Source organism: Variovorax sp. BGA-UO-ETr-C22 (genome assembly GCF_059567965.1).
This window is the reverse complement of record NZ_JCAQPA010000011.1, coordinates 2,651,031-2,665,569: the sequence shown is the minus strand read 5'-3', so window position 1 is coordinate 2,665,569 and position 14,539 is coordinate 2,651,031. Positions and strand designations below refer to the sequence as shown.

Sequence of the window (14,539 nt, the reverse complement as noted above, 5' to 3'; positions counted from 1 at the left end):
GTCAGGCCGGTTCAGGCCAGCGCGCCTGTGCCGGACGCACCGATTCGTAGAAGCGCGCCATCTGCAGCACGCCCAGGTCGTCGAAGCGACGCCCCGCGATCTGCAAGCCGATCGGCAGGCCATTTTTCGCATGGCCGCAGTTGATCGACGCGGCCGGCTGTTCCGACTGGTTGAACACCGACGTGAAGTGCGAGTCCTTCAGCAGGTTTTCCGAGCCGCTGTTGATGGCCTCCGCCGCGAACGGCAGCACCGGCGACACCGGCGACAGCACGTAGTCGAAGGGCTGCGTGGCCGCCACGGTGGCCGCGCGCAGCGCCTGCATGCGCGTGAAGGCGCGGAAGGTGTCTTCGGGCGTGAGCGAGGCGGCGAACTCGGCCGCCTGGTGGATGTAGCCGGCCGCGAGCTTGGCGCGCTCCGGCGGCATCGCGGCCAGGTCGACGCGGCAGCGCATGGTGAAGAAGTGGGCCATGCCCATGCGCATGTCCAGCGTGGTCCAGTCGGCCAGCGGCTCGACGATGGCGCCGGCCTGCTCGAACAGGCGGGCCGCGGCCAGCACGGCTTCTTTCACTTCCGCATCGATGGGCCAGCCGCCCATGGTCTCGGTCCACAAGCCGATGCGCAGGCCCTTCACGTTGCGCTCGAGCCGCTGCCACGCGAAGTCGTTCGGCGGCAGGCTCATGTAGTCGCGCGCGTCGGGGCGCGTCACCACCTGCATCAAGAGCGCGGCATCGGCCACGGTGCGCGTCATCGGGCCGATCACGCGCGCCGCGGCGGGCGGGTCGACGGGAATGCGGCCCTGGCTGGGCTTGAGGCCGAACACGCCGCAGAAGCTGGCCGGAATGCGCACCGAGCCACCGATGTCGGTGCCCAGGTGCAACGGGCCGTAGCCCGCGGCGGCGGCGGCGCCGGCGCCCGAGCTCGAACCGCCGGTGTTGCGGCCCAGGTCCCACGGGTTGCGCGTGAGCGCGTGGAAGCTCGACGGCGCCGCGCCGAGGAAGCCGAAGTCGGGCATCGTCGTCTTGGTCACGATCACCGCGCCGGCTTCGCGCAGGCGTGCGGCGGCGGGGGCGTCGGCCGTGGCGGGCGCCAGCACGGTGGCTGCGCTGCCGATCGGCGTGGGCGTGCCGCGCGTGGCGATGTTCTCCTTCAGCGTGACCGGCACGCCGTCGAGATCGCCCTGCGGCTTGCCCTGGGCCCAGCGTGCCTCGGAGGCGCGCGCCGATGCCAGCGCGGCTTCGGCGTCCAGCCCGTAGGTGGCGTGGATGTGCGGCTCCCAGCGCTCGATGCGCGCAAGCACGGCCTGTGTCACCTCGACCGGCGACAAGGCGCGGTCACGGTAGCGTTCGAGCAACTGGAGGGCACTGAGTTCGTACAGGGGTGTGGTCATGTCTTCGTTTCTTCTTTGGGTGGTGGGATGAAGGTGGGTTGAAAGAGAGGAAGAGGACGGCGCTCAGCCGCCCCCGAACGCATAGCCCTGGCCCGGCGCCGCGGCCAGCAGCGTGCGCGTGTAGGCCTCGCGTGGTGACAGCAGCACGTCGTGCGCGCTGCCTTGCTCGACGATGCGGCCCTTGTGCATCACGATGAGGCGGTCGCAGATCTGGCTGGCCACGCGCAGGTCGTGCGTGATGAACAGGATGCCGATCGACAGCCGCTGCTGGATCTCCGCGAGCAGCTTCAATATCTGGTCCTGCACCGACACGTCGAGCGCCGACACGGCCTCGTCGGCGATCAGCACGCGCGGCTCGCAGGCCAGCGCGCGCGCAATGCACAGCCGCTGGCGCTGGCCGCCCGAGAACTCGCTCGGGTAGCGGTGCAGCACCTCGGGCTGCAGCCGCACCAGCGCCATCAGCTCCTCCGCGCGCTGCCAGGCCTTGGCGTGCGGCACGCCGAAATTCACCGGCCCCTCGACGATCGACTGGCCCACCGTGCGGCGCGGGTTGAGCGAGCGGTTCGGGTCCTGGAACACGACCTGCACCATGCGCCGGAACGCCGAGCGCTGTGCGCCGCGCGAGCCCTCGATGCCCGGCACGCGGATGTCGCCGTCGGTCGGCTCGATCAGCCGCGCGATGCAGCGCGCCACGGTCGACTTGCCCGAGCCCGACTCGCCCACGATGCCGACCGTCTCGCCCGCGTGCAGCTTCAGCGACACGTCGGCCGCCGCATGCACCGTGCGGCGCTTGCCGGGCCAGCTGCCCGTGCGGTAGACCTTGCCCACGCCGCGCGCATCGAGCAGCGGCGCCTGGGCGTCGATGGGCGCGCGCAGCACCGGGGCCAGACGCGGCACGGCGTCGAGCAGCATGCGCGTGTAGGCCTCCTTCGGTCGGCGCAGCACGTCGTCTTTCGGGCCGCTCTCGACCTGCCGGCCCAGCTGCAGCACCACCACCTGGTCGGCGATGTCCGCGACCACGCCGAAGTCGTGCGTGATGAACAGCACGGCGGTGCCGTTCTCCTGCTGCATCTCGCGGATGAGCGCGAGGATCTCGGCCTGCGTGGTCACGTCGAGCGCGGTGGTGGGCTCGTCGCAGATCAGCAGGGCCGGGCGCAGGATCAGCGCGATGGCGATCACGATGCGCTGGCGCTGCCCGCCCGAGAGCTGGTGCGGGTAGGCGTCGTAGATGCGCTGCGGCTCGGGCAGCCGCACGCGCTCGAAGATGGCCAGCACGCGCGCGCGGCGCGCGGCGGCGCCCAGCGTCGTGTGCTCGGCCAGGATCTCGTCGACCTGCGCGCCGCAGCGCATCACGGGGTTGAGCGCGGTCATTGGCTCCTGGAACACCATCGCCATGCGCGCGCCGCGCAGGGCGCGCAGCCGCGCCGGGCTGGCCGCGAGCACGTCTTCGCCCTGCACCTCGATGCGCCCGGCCGAGGGCCGCAGCGACGCGGGCAGCAGACCCATCGCGGCCTGCGCGATGACCGACTTGCCGGAGCCCGATTCGCCCAGCAGGCACACGACCTGGCCGGGCATCACGTCGAACGAGATGCCGTGCACCGCGTGCGCGCGGTCGGCGCCGGCGGGCAGGTCGATGGCGAGGTCGCGCACCACGAGGCAGGGCGCGGCGGAGGTTGTGGAAGGGGTGGATGTCATGCTCAGCCTCCGCGTGCCTTGAACTTGGGATCGAGTGCGTCGCGCAGGCCGTCGCCGAGCATGTTCACGGCCAGCACCGTGAGCGCCAGGAAGAGGCCGGGCAGCAGCACGGTCGAGGGGTGCGAGGTGAAGTGCGTGCGGCCTTCGGACATGATGTTCCCCCAGGTCGGCACTTCGGACGGCAGGCCGATGCCCAGGAAGGACATCACCGCCTCCACCAGCATGGCCGCCGCGCAGATGAAGGTGCCCTGCACGATCAGCGGCGCCACCGTGTTGGGCAGGATGTGGCGCAACATCAGCTTCCAGGTCGGCGTGTCGAGCGCGACGGCCGCTTCCACGTACGGCTCTTCGCGCACCGACAGCACCACCGAGCGCACCAGCCGCGCCACGCGCGGCGTCTCGGGCACCACGATGGCCAGGATCACCGTGAGCAGGCTGGGTCGCCACACGGCCACCAGCACGATCGCGAACAGGATGCCGGGGATGGCCATCATCCCGTCCATCACCCGCATGATCACGCCGTCCAGGCGCCGGAAGTAGCCCGCCACCATGCCCACCACGAGGCCGAACGCGACCGAGCCCAGCGCCACCGCCACGCCCACCGACAGCGAGATGCGCGCGCCGTAGGCCGTGCGGCTCCACAGGTCGCGGCCCATGCTGTCGGTGCCCAGCGGGAAGAAGCGATCGAAGCTGTCGCCCGCCAGCGTGGTGAACTCGGCGCGCGCGCCGGGCGGCAGGTGCGAGTTCGCGGGGTCCATCGCGTTCGGGTCGATGGTGCCGAGCCAGGGCGCGGCCACCGCCAGCAGCAGCATCGCGGCCAGCAGGACGCCGCCGATGCGCACGCCGCCGTTGGCGAGCAGGCGGCGCAGCAGCGAGCGGGCCGGGGCCCGGGGTGCGGCGGGCGGAACCGCGGCAGAGGCAGGCGCGTCGTCGCGCAGGGAGATCGAAGTCATGGCGGGGCTTTCGAAGGAAGGTCAGTACCGGATGCGCGGATCGAGCAGCAGGTAGCTCAGGTCCACCAGCAGGTTGACCACCACGTACACGAGCGAGAAGAAGAGGGTGATCGCCTGGATCAGCGGGTAGTCGCGCGAGAGCACGGCGTCCACCGTGAGCTGGCCCAGGCCGGGGATCGCGTAGATCGTCTCGGTGACCACCACGCCGCCGATGAGGCCCGCCACGCTCAGGCCGATGACGGTGGCGATCGGCACGGCCGCGTTGGCCAGCGCGTGGCGCAGCAGCATGCGCCACTCGGCGATGCCCTTGGCGCGCGCGGTGCGCACGTAGTCTTCGGTGAGCGCCTCCGACACCGCCGCGCGCGTGACCCGCGCGATGAGTGCCGCGTACATCACGGCCAGCGTGACGCAGGGCAGCGCCAGGTGGCGCAGCCACGGGCCGATGCCGTCGCCGATGCGCTGGTAGCCCTGCGAGGGCAGCCAGCCGAGCTGCATCGAGAACAGCCAGATCATCACGTAGCCGGCCACGAACACCGGCACCGAGAAGCCGAGCACCGAGGCGCCCATGATGAAGCGGTCGAGCCGGCCGCCGCGCCGCGAGGCCGCGAGCACGCCCAGCGGCACGGCGATCAGCACCGTGAGCACCACCGTCACCGCCGCCACCGAGAGCGTGGGCTCCAGGCGCTGGCCGATCAGGTCGGTCACGCGCATCCGGTAGAAAAACGAGTAGCCGAGGTCGCCGCGCAGCACCTGGCCGAGCCAGTGCACGAACTGCGTCACGATCGATGCGTCCAGGCCCAGCTGGGCGCGGATGCGTGCGATGTCCTGCGCACTGGCCGCGTCACCGGCGATGGCCGCCGCGGGGTCGCCGGGCGTCATGCGCAGCAGCAGGAAGACGATGACGGCCACGATCAGGAGCACGGGCGCGGTGGCCAGTCCGCGGCGCAACAGGAAGTGGAGCATGTGAATCAGGTCCTTGACGAGGGGCCGGGCGTGTGGCGCGGGCAAAGGAAGTCCCGCCCGGCTGCCGCGCGAGGCGCAGCCGGTCAGGGGTGGCGATCAGAAAGGGGAGAGGGGCGGGCGCGCGGGCCGGCCTATGTCGCGGTCATGGCGATGGCGCGGACGTCTTGCGCACGTTCCAGTACAGCACCGCCGGCGACGGCAGCAGGCCGGTGATGGTGCCGCGGCGCACGGCCGTGGGCGCCTTGCCTTCGCCGAGCGGGGCGAGCACGCCGTGCTCGAGCACGACCTGCTGGATCTGCGTGGCGATCTCCTTGCGCTGCGCGAGGTCGGCGGTGGCGATGAACTTGGTCTTCAGCGCCTCGAGCTCGGGCACCACGGGCCAGCCGAAGTAGCCCTGGTCGCCGTTGCCGGTCAGCGGGCTGTAGCCGATGGGGCTGCTCGCGTCCACGCCGCCCCAGAAGGTGATGAAGGCGTTCCAGCCGCCGTTCTCGGGCAGGTCTTTCTTGGCGCGCCGGGTCACGAGCGTGGCCCAGTCGGTGGTCTGCACGTCGACGTTGAAACCCACCTGCTTGAGCAGCTGGCCGTACACCGCGGGCAGCTTGTTCAGCGCGGGCGCATCGCCCGGCAGCAGGATCACCACGGGCTTGCCGTCGTAGCCCGATTCCTTGAGCAGCTTGCGCGCCTCTTCGAACTGCGGCTTGCCGGTGTAGAAGCCCGTCTTGTCGCTCGCGTAGAGCGAGCCGCACAGGTAGATCGAGGCGCAGGGCTTGTAGAAGTCGCGGAAGGTGACCTGCGCGCGCAGCATCGCCTCCTGGTTGATGGCCAGCATCGCGGCCTTCAGCGCCTTCGGGTTGTTGAAGGGCGGCACCTTGTGGTTGTAGAGCACCGTGAAGGGGCCCGCCGGCATCACGTCGACCAGCTCGATCTTGTCGTTGGTGCGCATGCCGGTGTAGCCCGACGACGGCACGGTCTCGAGCATGTCGACCTCGCCGTTGAGCAGCGCATTGGCCTGCGTCTGCGGGTCGCGCAGCATCACCCATTCGACGCGGTCGACGTGCACCACCTTGCCGCCGGCCAGGCCCGAAGCGGGCTCCTTGCGCGGCACGTAGGCGGTGTTCTTGCGGTAGATGACGCGGTCGCCCGGGCGGAAGTCTTCCTTGGCGAGCGTGAAGGGGCCGGAGCCCACCAGCTCGTCGATCTGCTTGTCGGCGGGTGTGTCGGCCACGCGCTTGGGCATGATGAACGGCACCAGCGGGTTGGGCTTGCCGAGCGCGTCGAGCACCACGCCGAAGGGCTGCTTGAACGCCATGCGAAAGCCGTTGGGGCCGTCGGCGGCGATGCTGTCCATCGCCTCGTACATCTTCTGGCCCAGCGTGTCGCGCTTGGCCCAGCGCGCCAGCGAGGCGATCACGTCCTGGGAGGTGACCGGGGCGCCGTCGTGGAACTTCAGGCCCGGGCGCAGCGTGAAGCTCCACACCTTGTTGTCGGCGCTTGCGCTGTACTTGTCGACCATCTGCGGCTTGATGACGCCCTTCTCGTCCATCGCGAAGAGGGTGTCGTAGATCATCAGGCCGTGGTTGCGCGTGATGTTGGCGGTGGTCCAGATCGGATCGACGATCTTCAGGTCCGACGAGGGCACGGTGCGAAGCACGGTCTGGGCGGACACGGTGGCGGCGAAGCACAAAGCGAGCGCCGACAGGGAAGCCGCCGCGACGCGGCGCGGTGAAAAGTGGATTGCCATGGAGCCTTACTTCTTTCGGGAGGGAGCGGAAGACGAGGGGGAGGAAGACGGGGGCGATTCCTTGCTTTCGCGCAGCTGCACCAGCAGGAATTCGAAGATGTCGCGCGAGCCTTCTTCGGCGTCGATGAGCTTGTGCATGATGCGGCGCAGGTTCTCGATGTCGGCGACGCTCAGGCAGTCGAGAAAGCGCGCTTCCATCTCATGCCCGATGGGCTCGGCGCGCAGCACCATGTCGATGCCGGCCTGGCTGAGGCACAGGCGGATCTGCCGCGCATCCTCGGCGCCGATCTGGCGCTCGACCAGCTCGCGCTGCACCAGCGAACTCACCAGCTTGGAGACCAGCGTCTTCTCGATGGCGCAGGTCTGCACCAGCTGGCCCATGGTGATGCCGGGCGCGGCGCCGATCATGCGCAGCAGCCGCACGTCGCGGATCGACAGGCCGAGCTCGATCTCGTAGATGCGCGAGCCGCGGTCGCGCGTGCGCTGCGACGCCAGGTCGAGCAGGACGTTGAGGTAGTCGTCTTTCAGGCGAAGCGGGGCGTGCATGGCGGGTTGGTAGAAGTCTTCAATAGTTGAAATGTTCAACTATGTGGGCAAACTACGCAAGCTCCGGGCCAGCTGTCGAGGGAAATCCCCTAGGGGTGCGCCGCCAGAGGGAAAGAGCGCAAGGGAGAAAGAAAAACCGGGCCCATGAGGCCCGGCGTGTTCACCGATCCGGTGCTGCGCATGCACCAGGATGCGAAGGCGGGCGCCGTGCAGGCGCCGCCGAGGTGCGCGCTGTCAGGCCGCGTCCTGGCGCACGATCACCTGCCCGTTGCGCGCACCGCTGTGCACGCCGTGGCGCCAGGTGACGGCGCCGTTCACGATCACCGCGTCGATGCCTTCGGCCGGTTCGGTCGGCGTTTCGTAGTTCGCGGTGTCGCGCACGGTGGCGGCATTGAAGACCACCGCGTCGGCGTGGTGCCCGACCTTGAGCGCGCCGCGTTCGTGCAGGCCGAAGTTGCGCGCCGTGAGCCCGGTCATCTTCCAGACCGCCGTCTCCAGCGGGAACAGCCCCACGTCGCGGCTGTAGTGCCCAAGCACGCGCGGGAAGGTGCCCCACAGGCGCGGATGCGGCTTGTCGCCCAGCGGAATGCCGTCGGAGCCGATCATGGTTTCGTCGAAGGCGAGCACGCGCTGCACGTCGTCCTCGTCCATCATGAAATAGATGGCGCTGCCGGGCGACAGGCGCAGCGCGGCCTCTTCGCCCGACACACCCCATTCGGCCGCGATGTCCTTCAGGTCGCGGCCCGCGCATTCGGGGTGCGGCACGCTCGAAGCGATGAGCACGCGGCCGTCCATCATCCCGCGGTCGGTGCGGATCATGGTGGAGCCGGCCGTGTACGGGTAGCAGTCGAGCCCGATGCACTGGTGCTTCATCGCTTCCTGGATGAAGGGCAGCGTGACCTTGGTCTTGCCGAAGTTCTGCGTGTTCTGCACCTTGTGGTGCGACACCACCACCGGAATGTCGAGCGCGCGGCCGATGTGGAAGGTTTCTTCCAGCGACTCCATCACGCGGTCGCTCTCGTCGCGCATGTGCGTCACGTACAGCGCCTTGCGCGCCGTGAGCGGACGGCCGACCTCGATGATCTCTTCGGTCGTCGCCTTCACGGCCGGCGGGTAGAAGGTGCCGGTCGACAGGCCAATGGCGCCGGCCTGCATCGCTTCTTCGACCAGCGCCTGCATGGCGGCGATCTCCTGCGCGGTGGCGGGGCGGTCGAGGTCGGACATGGTCACGGCGCGCAGGGTCGAGTGGCCGACCATCGCCGCCACGTTGACGGACGAGGGCGTGGCGCGCAGCGCGTCGAGGTAGGCCGCGAAGGTCGTGAAGCGGTCTTCCGGCGGCGTCTCGAGCAGGCTCAGCGGCATCGGCAGGTCCATGTCGGCGCGCAGCGGCGCAGCGCTGATGCCGCAGTTGCCCGCCACCACGGTGGTCACGCCCTGCGACACCTTGAACGGCATCTGCGCGTGCGACAGCACGGCCTGGTCGTCGTGCGTGTGCGAGTCGATGAAGCCCGGCGCGACGATGCGGCCGGTGGCGTCGAGCGTCTGGTCGGCCGTGTGGCCCGCGAGCTTGCCGATGGCGGCGATGCGGCCATCGACGATGCCCACGTCGGCGTCGAAGCGCGGGGCCTTGGTGCCGTCGATCACGGTGCCGCCGTGGATCAAGAGGTCGTAGTGGGGTGTCTTGTCGGTCATGGGGGCAATGCTTTCAACGGAAGTGACAGGCGACCCAATGGCCGCCCTGGGAAGACGAAGGGCGCTCCGTCAGTTCGGGCGTCTTCTCCTTGCACACGGCCTGCGCCATCGGGCAGCGCGTGTGAAAGCGGCAGCCCGAGGGCGGGTTGGCCGGGCTCGGCGGATCGCCCTGCAGCAGCAGGCGGCGCGCGGGCGTGCGCGGGTTGGGCACGGGCACGGCCGACAGCAGGATCTCGGTGTACGGATGGCGTGGCGCCGAGAACAGCGTGTCGCGGTCGGCGATCTCCACGATGTGGCCGAGGTACATCACGGCCACGCGGTGGCTGATGTGGCGCACCACGGCGAGGTCGTGCGCCACGAACAGGTAGGCGATGCCGAACTCGGCCTGCAGGTCCATCAGCAGGTTGACCACCTGCGCCTGCACCGACACGTCGAGTGCCGACACGGGCTCGTCGCAGACGATCAGCTTGGGGTTGAGCGCCAGCGCGCGCGCAATGCCCAGGCGCTGGCGCTGGCCGCCCGAGAACTCGTGCGGAAACTTCTTCGCCGCCTCGGGCCGCAGGCCCACGCGCGAGAACAGCCACTGCACGCGCTCGCGGCGCTCGGCCACCGACACGTCGCCGAAGTTGCGCAGCGGCTCGGCCACGATGTCGCCGGCCGTGAGGCGCGGGTTCAGCGAGGCGTACGGGTCCTGGAAGATGATCTGCAGGTCGCGCCGGCGCTGGCGCATCGCGTTCGCAGGCAGGGTCAGCAGCTCTTCGCCGTTCAGCCGCACCGAGCCCGAGGTGGGCTCGACCAGCCGCATCACCGACTTGGCCGTGGTGGTCTTGCCGCAGCCCGATTCGCCGACCAGCGACAGCGTCTCGCCGTGCCCCACGGTGAACGACACGCCGTCGACCGCCTGGATCGCGGGCTTGGCCGGGCGCAGCCAGCGCCGCGGCGAGGTGTAGTGCTTGCGCAGCTCGCGCACCTGCAGCAGCGGCGCCTTGGTGGATGTTGTTGTCGTTGTTGTTGTCATGCGCTCACCTCGGCAGCCTCGTCGGTCCATTGTTCCTGCACCGCGAAGCAGGCGACCACGTGGCCGTCTCCCTGCGTCGAGAGCGGCGGTGTCTCGCGGCGGCAGCGTTCACGCGCCTGCGCGCAGCGCGCGGCAAAGGCGCAGCCGCGCCCCAGCTCGTGCGCGGCGGGCACCATGCCCGGAATCTCGTGCAGCCGCGCGCTCGAGGTGCTCATAGCGGGCATCGAGGCCATCAGCGCTCGCGTGTAGGGGTGCAGCGGGCGGTCGAAGAGGTCGACCACGTCGGCCTCTTCCACCTTCTTGCCGGCGTACATGACGACCACGCGGTCGCAGCTCTCGGCCACCACGCCCAGGTCGTGCGTGATCATCACCACGCCCATGCCCAGCTCCTTCTGCAGCCGCTTGATGAGGTCGAGGATCTGCGCCTGGATGGTCACGTCGAGCGCGGTGGTGGGCTCGTCGGCGATCAGCACCTCGGGATTGCAGGCCAGGGCCAGCGCGATCATCACGCGCTGGCGCATGCCGCCCGAGAGCTGGTGCGGGTACTCGTTCACGCGCCGCTCGGGCTCGGGAATCTGCACCAGGCGCAGCATCTCGACCGCGCGCTGCAGCGCCTCGGCGCGGCTGGCCTTCTGGTGCAGCTGCACCGTCTCGGCGATCTGCCGGCCCACGGTGAGCACCGGGTTCAGCGAGGTCATCGGCTCCTGGAAGATCATCGAGATGCGGTTGCCGCGGATCTGCCGCATCTCGCGTTCGCTGAGCTGCATCAGGTCGGTGCCGCGCAGGCGCACCGCGCCCATGTGGCGCCCGGGCGGCGTGGGCACCAGCCGCAGGATCGAGAGCGCCGTCACGCTCTTGCCGCAGCCCGATTCGCCGACCACGCCGAGCGTGCGACCCGCGCGCACGGTGTACGACACGCCGTCGACCGAGCGCACCGTGCCGGCGAGCGTGCTGAAGTAGGTGCGCAGGTTGTCGACCTCGAGCAAGGGCTCGCCGGGGGCGAGGGTGACCTGGGACATGGGAATGGTCATGGCGCGTTCCTCTTCACAGCTGCCGCGCCAGGCGCGGGTCGAGCGCATCGCGCAGGCCGTCGCCGAGCAGGTTGATGGCCAGCACCGTGGCCGCCAGCAGCAGGCCCGGGTACAGGATGATGTGGAACGCCACGGTCACGAAGTTGCGGCCCTCGGCCATCATGTTCCCCCAGCTCGGCGTCTGCGAAGGCACGCCCACGCCAAGAAAGGACAGCGCAGCCTCGGTGAGCACGGCGGCGGCGGCGACGAAGGTGGCCTGCACCACCAGCGGCGCCACGATGTTCGGCAGCACGTGCCGCACGAGGATCACCGGCAGCCGTGTGCCCACTGCATGCGCGGCCTCCACGAACAGCTGCTCGCGCAGCGTGAGCGCCAGCGAGCGCACCAGCCGCACCACGCGCGGAATCTCGGGCACGGTGATGGCGATGATCACGGTGGTGAGGCTGGCGCGCGTCACGGCCATGAGCGCAATGGCCAGCAGGATGCCGGGGATGGCCATGAGGCCGTCCATCACCCGCATGATCGGGCCGTCGGCCCAGCGCACGAAGCCCGACACCAGGCCCAGCGCGATGCCGAAGAAGGTGGCGAGCACGGCCACCGAGGCGCCGACGATCATCGACACGCGACCGCCCCACACGGCGCGGCTGAACACGTCACGGCCCAGCGCGTCGGTGCCGAACCAGTGCTCGGCCGAGGCCGGCTGCATGCGCGCCAGCGGGTCGATGTCCTGCGGGTCGTGGGTGGCGATCCAGGGGGCGGCGATGGACAGTGCGGCCACCGCGAGGAGCAGCAGCGCGCCGACGATCAGCGTCGGGTGCTTGCGCACCCAGCGCCAGCGCGGCGGTACGAAAGGAGGGTCTTCGGCGGCGTCGGCAACGGCGGTGCTGGGCACCGGCGCATCGACCTCGCGCAAGGGCAGGGCAGTGGACATGGCGTCGTGGGGCTCGTTCTTTGTTCTAGTACTGGATGCGCGGATCGAACAGGCGGTAGCTCAGATCGATCAGGAGGTTGATCAGCACGTACACGCCCGCCGACAGCAGCAGCACGCTCTGGATCACCGGGTAGTCATGACGCTGCACCGAATCGATCACCAGCCGGCCCACGCCCGGAATGGCGAACACCGTCTCGGTGACCACCACGCCGCCGATCAGGAGCGCAATGCCCGCGCCGATGGTGGTGGCGATGGGAATGGCCGCGTTGCGCAGCGCATGGCCCAGCACCGGCAGCACGCCCAGGCCCTTGGCGCGCGCGGTGCGGATGTAGTCCTCGTGCAGCACCTCGAGCACGGTGGCGCGCGTCATGCGCGTCACCAGCGCGATGTACACCAGCGCCAGGTTCACGCAGGGCAGCACCAGCGCGCGCAGCCAGGCGCCGGGGCCTTCGGAGAAGTTCACGTAGCCCTGCACCGGAAACCACGGCAGCTGCACCGCGAAGGTGTAGACCAGCAGGTAGCCCACGAGGAACACCGGCACCGAGAAGGCCAGCACCGCGAACAGCATCACGAGGCGGTCGATCCAGGTGCCCGCGCAGTAGGCCGCGAGCGTGCCCAGCGGCACGGCCGTCACCAGCGTGATGAGCATGGTCAGCGCCGCGATCGACACCGTCGGCTCCAGCCGCTGGCCGAGCAGCTGCGTCACCGGCACCTGCGTGAAGATCGAGGTGCCCAGGTCGCCGGTGAAGATCTTGCCGATCCACAACCCGAACTGCTGCCACAGTGGCAGGTTCAGGCCGAGCGCGGCGCGCAGCTTGTCGATGTCCTCGGTGGTGGCGAGGTCGCCCGCGATGAGCGCGGCCGGGTCGCCGGGCGACAGGTGGATCAGCAGGAACACCACCACGGCCACCACCGCCATCACCGGCAGCGTGGAAAGAAAGCGTCGAACGATGTAGCCCATGGCGGTGCGCGTGGCTTACTTGTCGAGCACCCAGACGGTGGGCATGCCGGCCCACATCTTGTCCAGCCCCTTGATGCTGGCGCGCGCCGCGAACGCGGCCGAGTACTGGCCCGCGTTGATGTACGGCACGGCCTCATAGGCACGCGACTGGAAGGCGTCGAGCAGTTCCTTGCGCTTGGCCGGCACGGTTTCCTTCAGCCAGGCGGTGCGCAGCTCGTCGAGCTTCTTGTCGCAGGGCCAGCCGGGCAGCGTGTTGCCGCAGGCCGCGCCCAGGTAGGCGTTGCTGATGGGCGAGTTCACGTCGAACTCGCCGGCCACCGTGACGTACATGTTCCAGCCGCCGGCGTCGGCCGCATCGCGCTTGGCGCGACGCGCGCCGATCGAGGCCCAGTCCATGGTCTGCGCATCGACGTTCAGGCCGATGCTCTTCATGGTCTGCGCGGCCATCAGCGCCTCGGCATTGAGGTAGGGCACGTCGCTGGGCACCATCAGCACCACCTTCTCGCCCTTGTAGCCGGCGTCGGCGAGCATCTTCTTCGCCTTGGCGACGTCGGCCTTGCGGAAGGGTTCCGCGCCGGCCGAGGTGTCGTTGGGGCTGCCGCAGATGAACCAGGTGGCGCAGTAGGCCATGCGCATGTCCAGCGGGAAGCCCATGGCCGCGACGAAGCGTTCCTGGTTCACGGCCTGCAACAGCGCCTGGCGCACCTTCGGGTTGTCGAAGGGCGGGTGCAGCTGGTTCATCACCAGGAAGCCCTGGTAGGCGCCGCCGGAGCCGATCTTGATGTTGCTGTCGGTGCGCAGCGGCGCGATGTAGTCGGGCGCCAGCTGCTCGATGTAGTCGACCTCGCCGCGCTTGAGCGCCGAGATCGCGCTGTTGGCGTCGGGCAGGTAGAGCCATTCGACGCGGTCGAGGCTGGTCTTCTTGCTGCCGGCCAGGCCGCTGGGCGGCTCGCTGCGTGCCACGTAGTTCGGGTTGCGCACGAACACCGTCTTGTTGCCCGGCACCCATTCGTCACGCTTGAAGATGAAGGGCCCCGAGCCGACGACCTCGGTGAGGGGCGCGGTGGCCGGCAGCTTGGCGATGCGCTCGGGCAGGATCACCGGCGGAAAGCCCGAGGGCTTGGCCAGCGCGTCGAGCACCATGCCGAAGGGCTCGTTGAGCGTGAGTGTGAAGTTGCGTGCGTCGGTCGCCTTCCACTCGGCGCCGACGGCCGTCATGGCGCGGCCCAGGCTGTCGCGCGCCGCCCAGCGCTGCAGCGAGGCCACGGCGTCGGCCGAGGTCACGGCGGCGCCGTCGGAGAACTTCAGGCCGGGGCGCAGCGTGAAGCTCCACTGCTTGCCGTCTTTCGAGGTCGTGTACTTCTCGACCATCTGCGGCTGCGGCTTGCCGGTGGCATCCTGCGCGAACAGCGTGTCGTACACCATGTGGCCGAAGTTGCGCGAGATGTAGGCCGTGGTGAAGGTCGGGTCGAGGATCTTCAGGTCGGCATGCGCCACCACCTTGAGTGTCTTGGGCGGCGTCTGGGCGAGCGCGGGAAGGCTGGCGGCCGAAAGGGCCAGGGCAGCGAGGGCAGCAAGCGTTCGTCGGGTCATCGTCGGTTCTCCGGTCGGTGGGGCGAAA

At 69.7% G+C, this 14,539-nt stretch carries 12 protein-coding genes; all 12 read right to left on the bottom strand.

Annotation, left to right across the window (positions count from 1 at the left end; translation table 11 throughout):
- Nucleotide 1 precedes the first annotated feature (1 nt).
- Nucleotides 2–1,387 carry an amidase gene (locus AC57B8_RS32485; protein WP_496481861.1) on the bottom strand — a complete coding sequence of 462 codons (1,386 nt, stop codon included), beginning with the start codon at nt 1,385–1,387 and terminating at the stop codon, nt 2–4.
- 63 nt (nt 1,388–1,450) lie between these two features.
- A complete protein-coding gene (locus tag AC57B8_RS32480; RefSeq protein ID WP_496481860.1) occupies nt 1,451–3,082 on the bottom strand; it encodes a dipeptide ABC transporter ATP-binding protein in 1,632 nt (543 codons plus the stop codon).
- Nucleotides 3,083–3,084: 2 nt separating this feature from the next.
- Entirely contained in the window at nt 3,085–4,035 is a 951-nt protein-coding gene (locus tag AC57B8_RS32475; protein WP_070061793.1) for an ABC transporter permease, read from the bottom strand.
- Between the two features lie 21 nt (nt 4,036–4,056).
- Entirely contained in the window at nt 4,057–4,998 is a 942-nt protein-coding gene (locus AC57B8_RS32470) for an ABC transporter permease (RefSeq protein ID WP_070061794.1), read from the bottom strand.
- A gap of 142 nt (nt 4,999–5,140) precedes the next feature.
- Nucleotides 5,141–6,739: an ABC transporter substrate-binding protein gene (locus tag AC57B8_RS32465; protein WP_496481859.1), complete on the bottom strand. Its 1,599-nt coding sequence runs from the start codon at nt 6,737–6,739 to the stop codon at nt 5,141–5,143.
- Between the two features lie 6 nt (nt 6,740–6,745).
- Nucleotides 6,746–7,285 carry a MarR family winged helix-turn-helix transcriptional regulator gene (locus tag AC57B8_RS32460; RefSeq protein WP_487850147.1) on the bottom strand — a complete coding sequence of 180 codons (540 nt, stop codon included), beginning with the start codon at nt 7,283–7,285 and terminating at the stop codon, nt 6,746–6,748.
- Between the two features lie 234 nt (nt 7,286–7,519).
- The gene (locus AC57B8_RS32455; protein WP_496481858.1) at nt 7,520–8,977 is read right to left on the bottom strand and encodes an N-acyl-D-amino-acid deacylase family protein; all 1,458 of its coding nucleotides are present in this window, start codon (nt 8,975–8,977) and stop codon (nt 7,520–7,522) included.
- A 13-nt stretch (nt 8,978–8,990) separates the two neighbouring features.
- Nucleotides 8,991–9,995, bottom strand: a complete 1,005-nt coding sequence (locus AC57B8_RS32450; protein ID WP_496481857.1) for an ABC transporter ATP-binding protein — start codon at nt 9,993–9,995, stop codon at nt 8,991–8,993.
- Nucleotides 9,992–11,026, bottom strand: a complete 1,035-nt coding sequence (locus AC57B8_RS32445) for an ABC transporter ATP-binding protein (RefSeq protein ID WP_159277897.1) — start codon at nt 11,024–11,026, stop codon at nt 9,992–9,994. The genes AC57B8_RS32450 and AC57B8_RS32445 overlap by 4 nt, the downstream gene beginning before the upstream one ends.
- Before the next feature lie 13 nt (nt 11,027–11,039).
- Nucleotides 11,040–11,957, bottom strand: a complete 918-nt coding sequence (locus tag AC57B8_RS32440) for an ABC transporter permease (RefSeq protein WP_235944270.1) — start codon at nt 11,955–11,957, stop codon at nt 11,040–11,042.
- 25 nt (nt 11,958–11,982) lie between these two features.
- A complete protein-coding gene (locus tag AC57B8_RS32435; RefSeq protein WP_056574393.1) occupies nt 11,983–12,918 on the bottom strand; it encodes an ABC transporter permease in 936 nt (311 codons plus the stop codon).
- A gap of 15 nt (nt 12,919–12,933) precedes the next feature.
- Entirely contained in the window at nt 12,934–14,511 is a 1,578-nt protein-coding gene (locus tag AC57B8_RS32430) for an ABC transporter substrate-binding protein (RefSeq protein ID WP_492734484.1), read from the bottom strand.
- Nucleotides 14,512–14,539: the final 28 nt, after the last annotated feature.

Excerpts from the sequence above, each read along its gene's own strand:
- AC57B8_RS32485 (WP_496481861.1), bottom strand. The coding sequence starts at position 1,387 with ATGACCACACCCCTGTACGAACTCAGTGCCCTCCAGTTGCTCGAACGC.
- AC57B8_RS32480 (WP_496481860.1), bottom strand. The coding sequence starts at position 3,082 with ATGACATCCACCCCTTCCACAACCTCCGCCGCGCCCTGCCTCGTGGTG.
- AC57B8_RS32475 (WP_070061793.1), bottom strand. The coding sequence starts at position 4,035 with ATGACTTCGATCTCCCTGCGCGACGACGCGCCTGCCTCTGCCGCGGTT.
- AC57B8_RS32470 (WP_070061794.1), bottom strand. The coding sequence starts at position 4,998 with ATGCTCCACTTCCTGTTGCGCCGCGGACTGGCCACCGCGCCCGTGCTC.
- AC57B8_RS32465 (WP_496481859.1), bottom strand. The coding sequence starts at position 6,739 with ATGGCAATCCACTTTTCACCGCGCCGCGTCGCGGCGGCTTCCCTGTCG.
- AC57B8_RS32460 (WP_487850147.1), bottom strand. The coding sequence starts at position 7,285 with ATGCACGCCCCGCTTCGCCTGAAAGACGACTACCTCAACGTCCTGCTC.
- AC57B8_RS32455 (WP_496481858.1), bottom strand. The coding sequence starts at position 8,977 with ATGACCGACAAGACACCCCACTACGACCTCTTGATCCACGGCGGCACC.
- AC57B8_RS32450 (WP_496481857.1), bottom strand. The coding sequence starts at position 9,995 with ATGACAACAACAACGACAACAACATCCACCAAGGCGCCGCTGCTGCAG.
- AC57B8_RS32445 (WP_159277897.1), bottom strand. The coding sequence starts at position 11,026 with ATGACCATTCCCATGTCCCAGGTCACCCTCGCCCCCGGCGAGCCCTTG.
- AC57B8_RS32440 (WP_235944270.1), bottom strand. The coding sequence starts at position 11,957 with ATGTCCACTGCCCTGCCCTTGCGCGAGGTCGATGCGCCGGTGCCCAGC.
- AC57B8_RS32435 (WP_056574393.1), bottom strand. The coding sequence starts at position 12,918 with ATGGGCTACATCGTTCGACGCTTTCTTTCCACGCTGCCGGTGATGGCG.
- AC57B8_RS32430 (WP_492734484.1), bottom strand. The coding sequence starts at position 14,511 with ATGACCCGACGAACGCTTGCTGCCCTCGCTGCCCTGGCCCTTTCGGCC.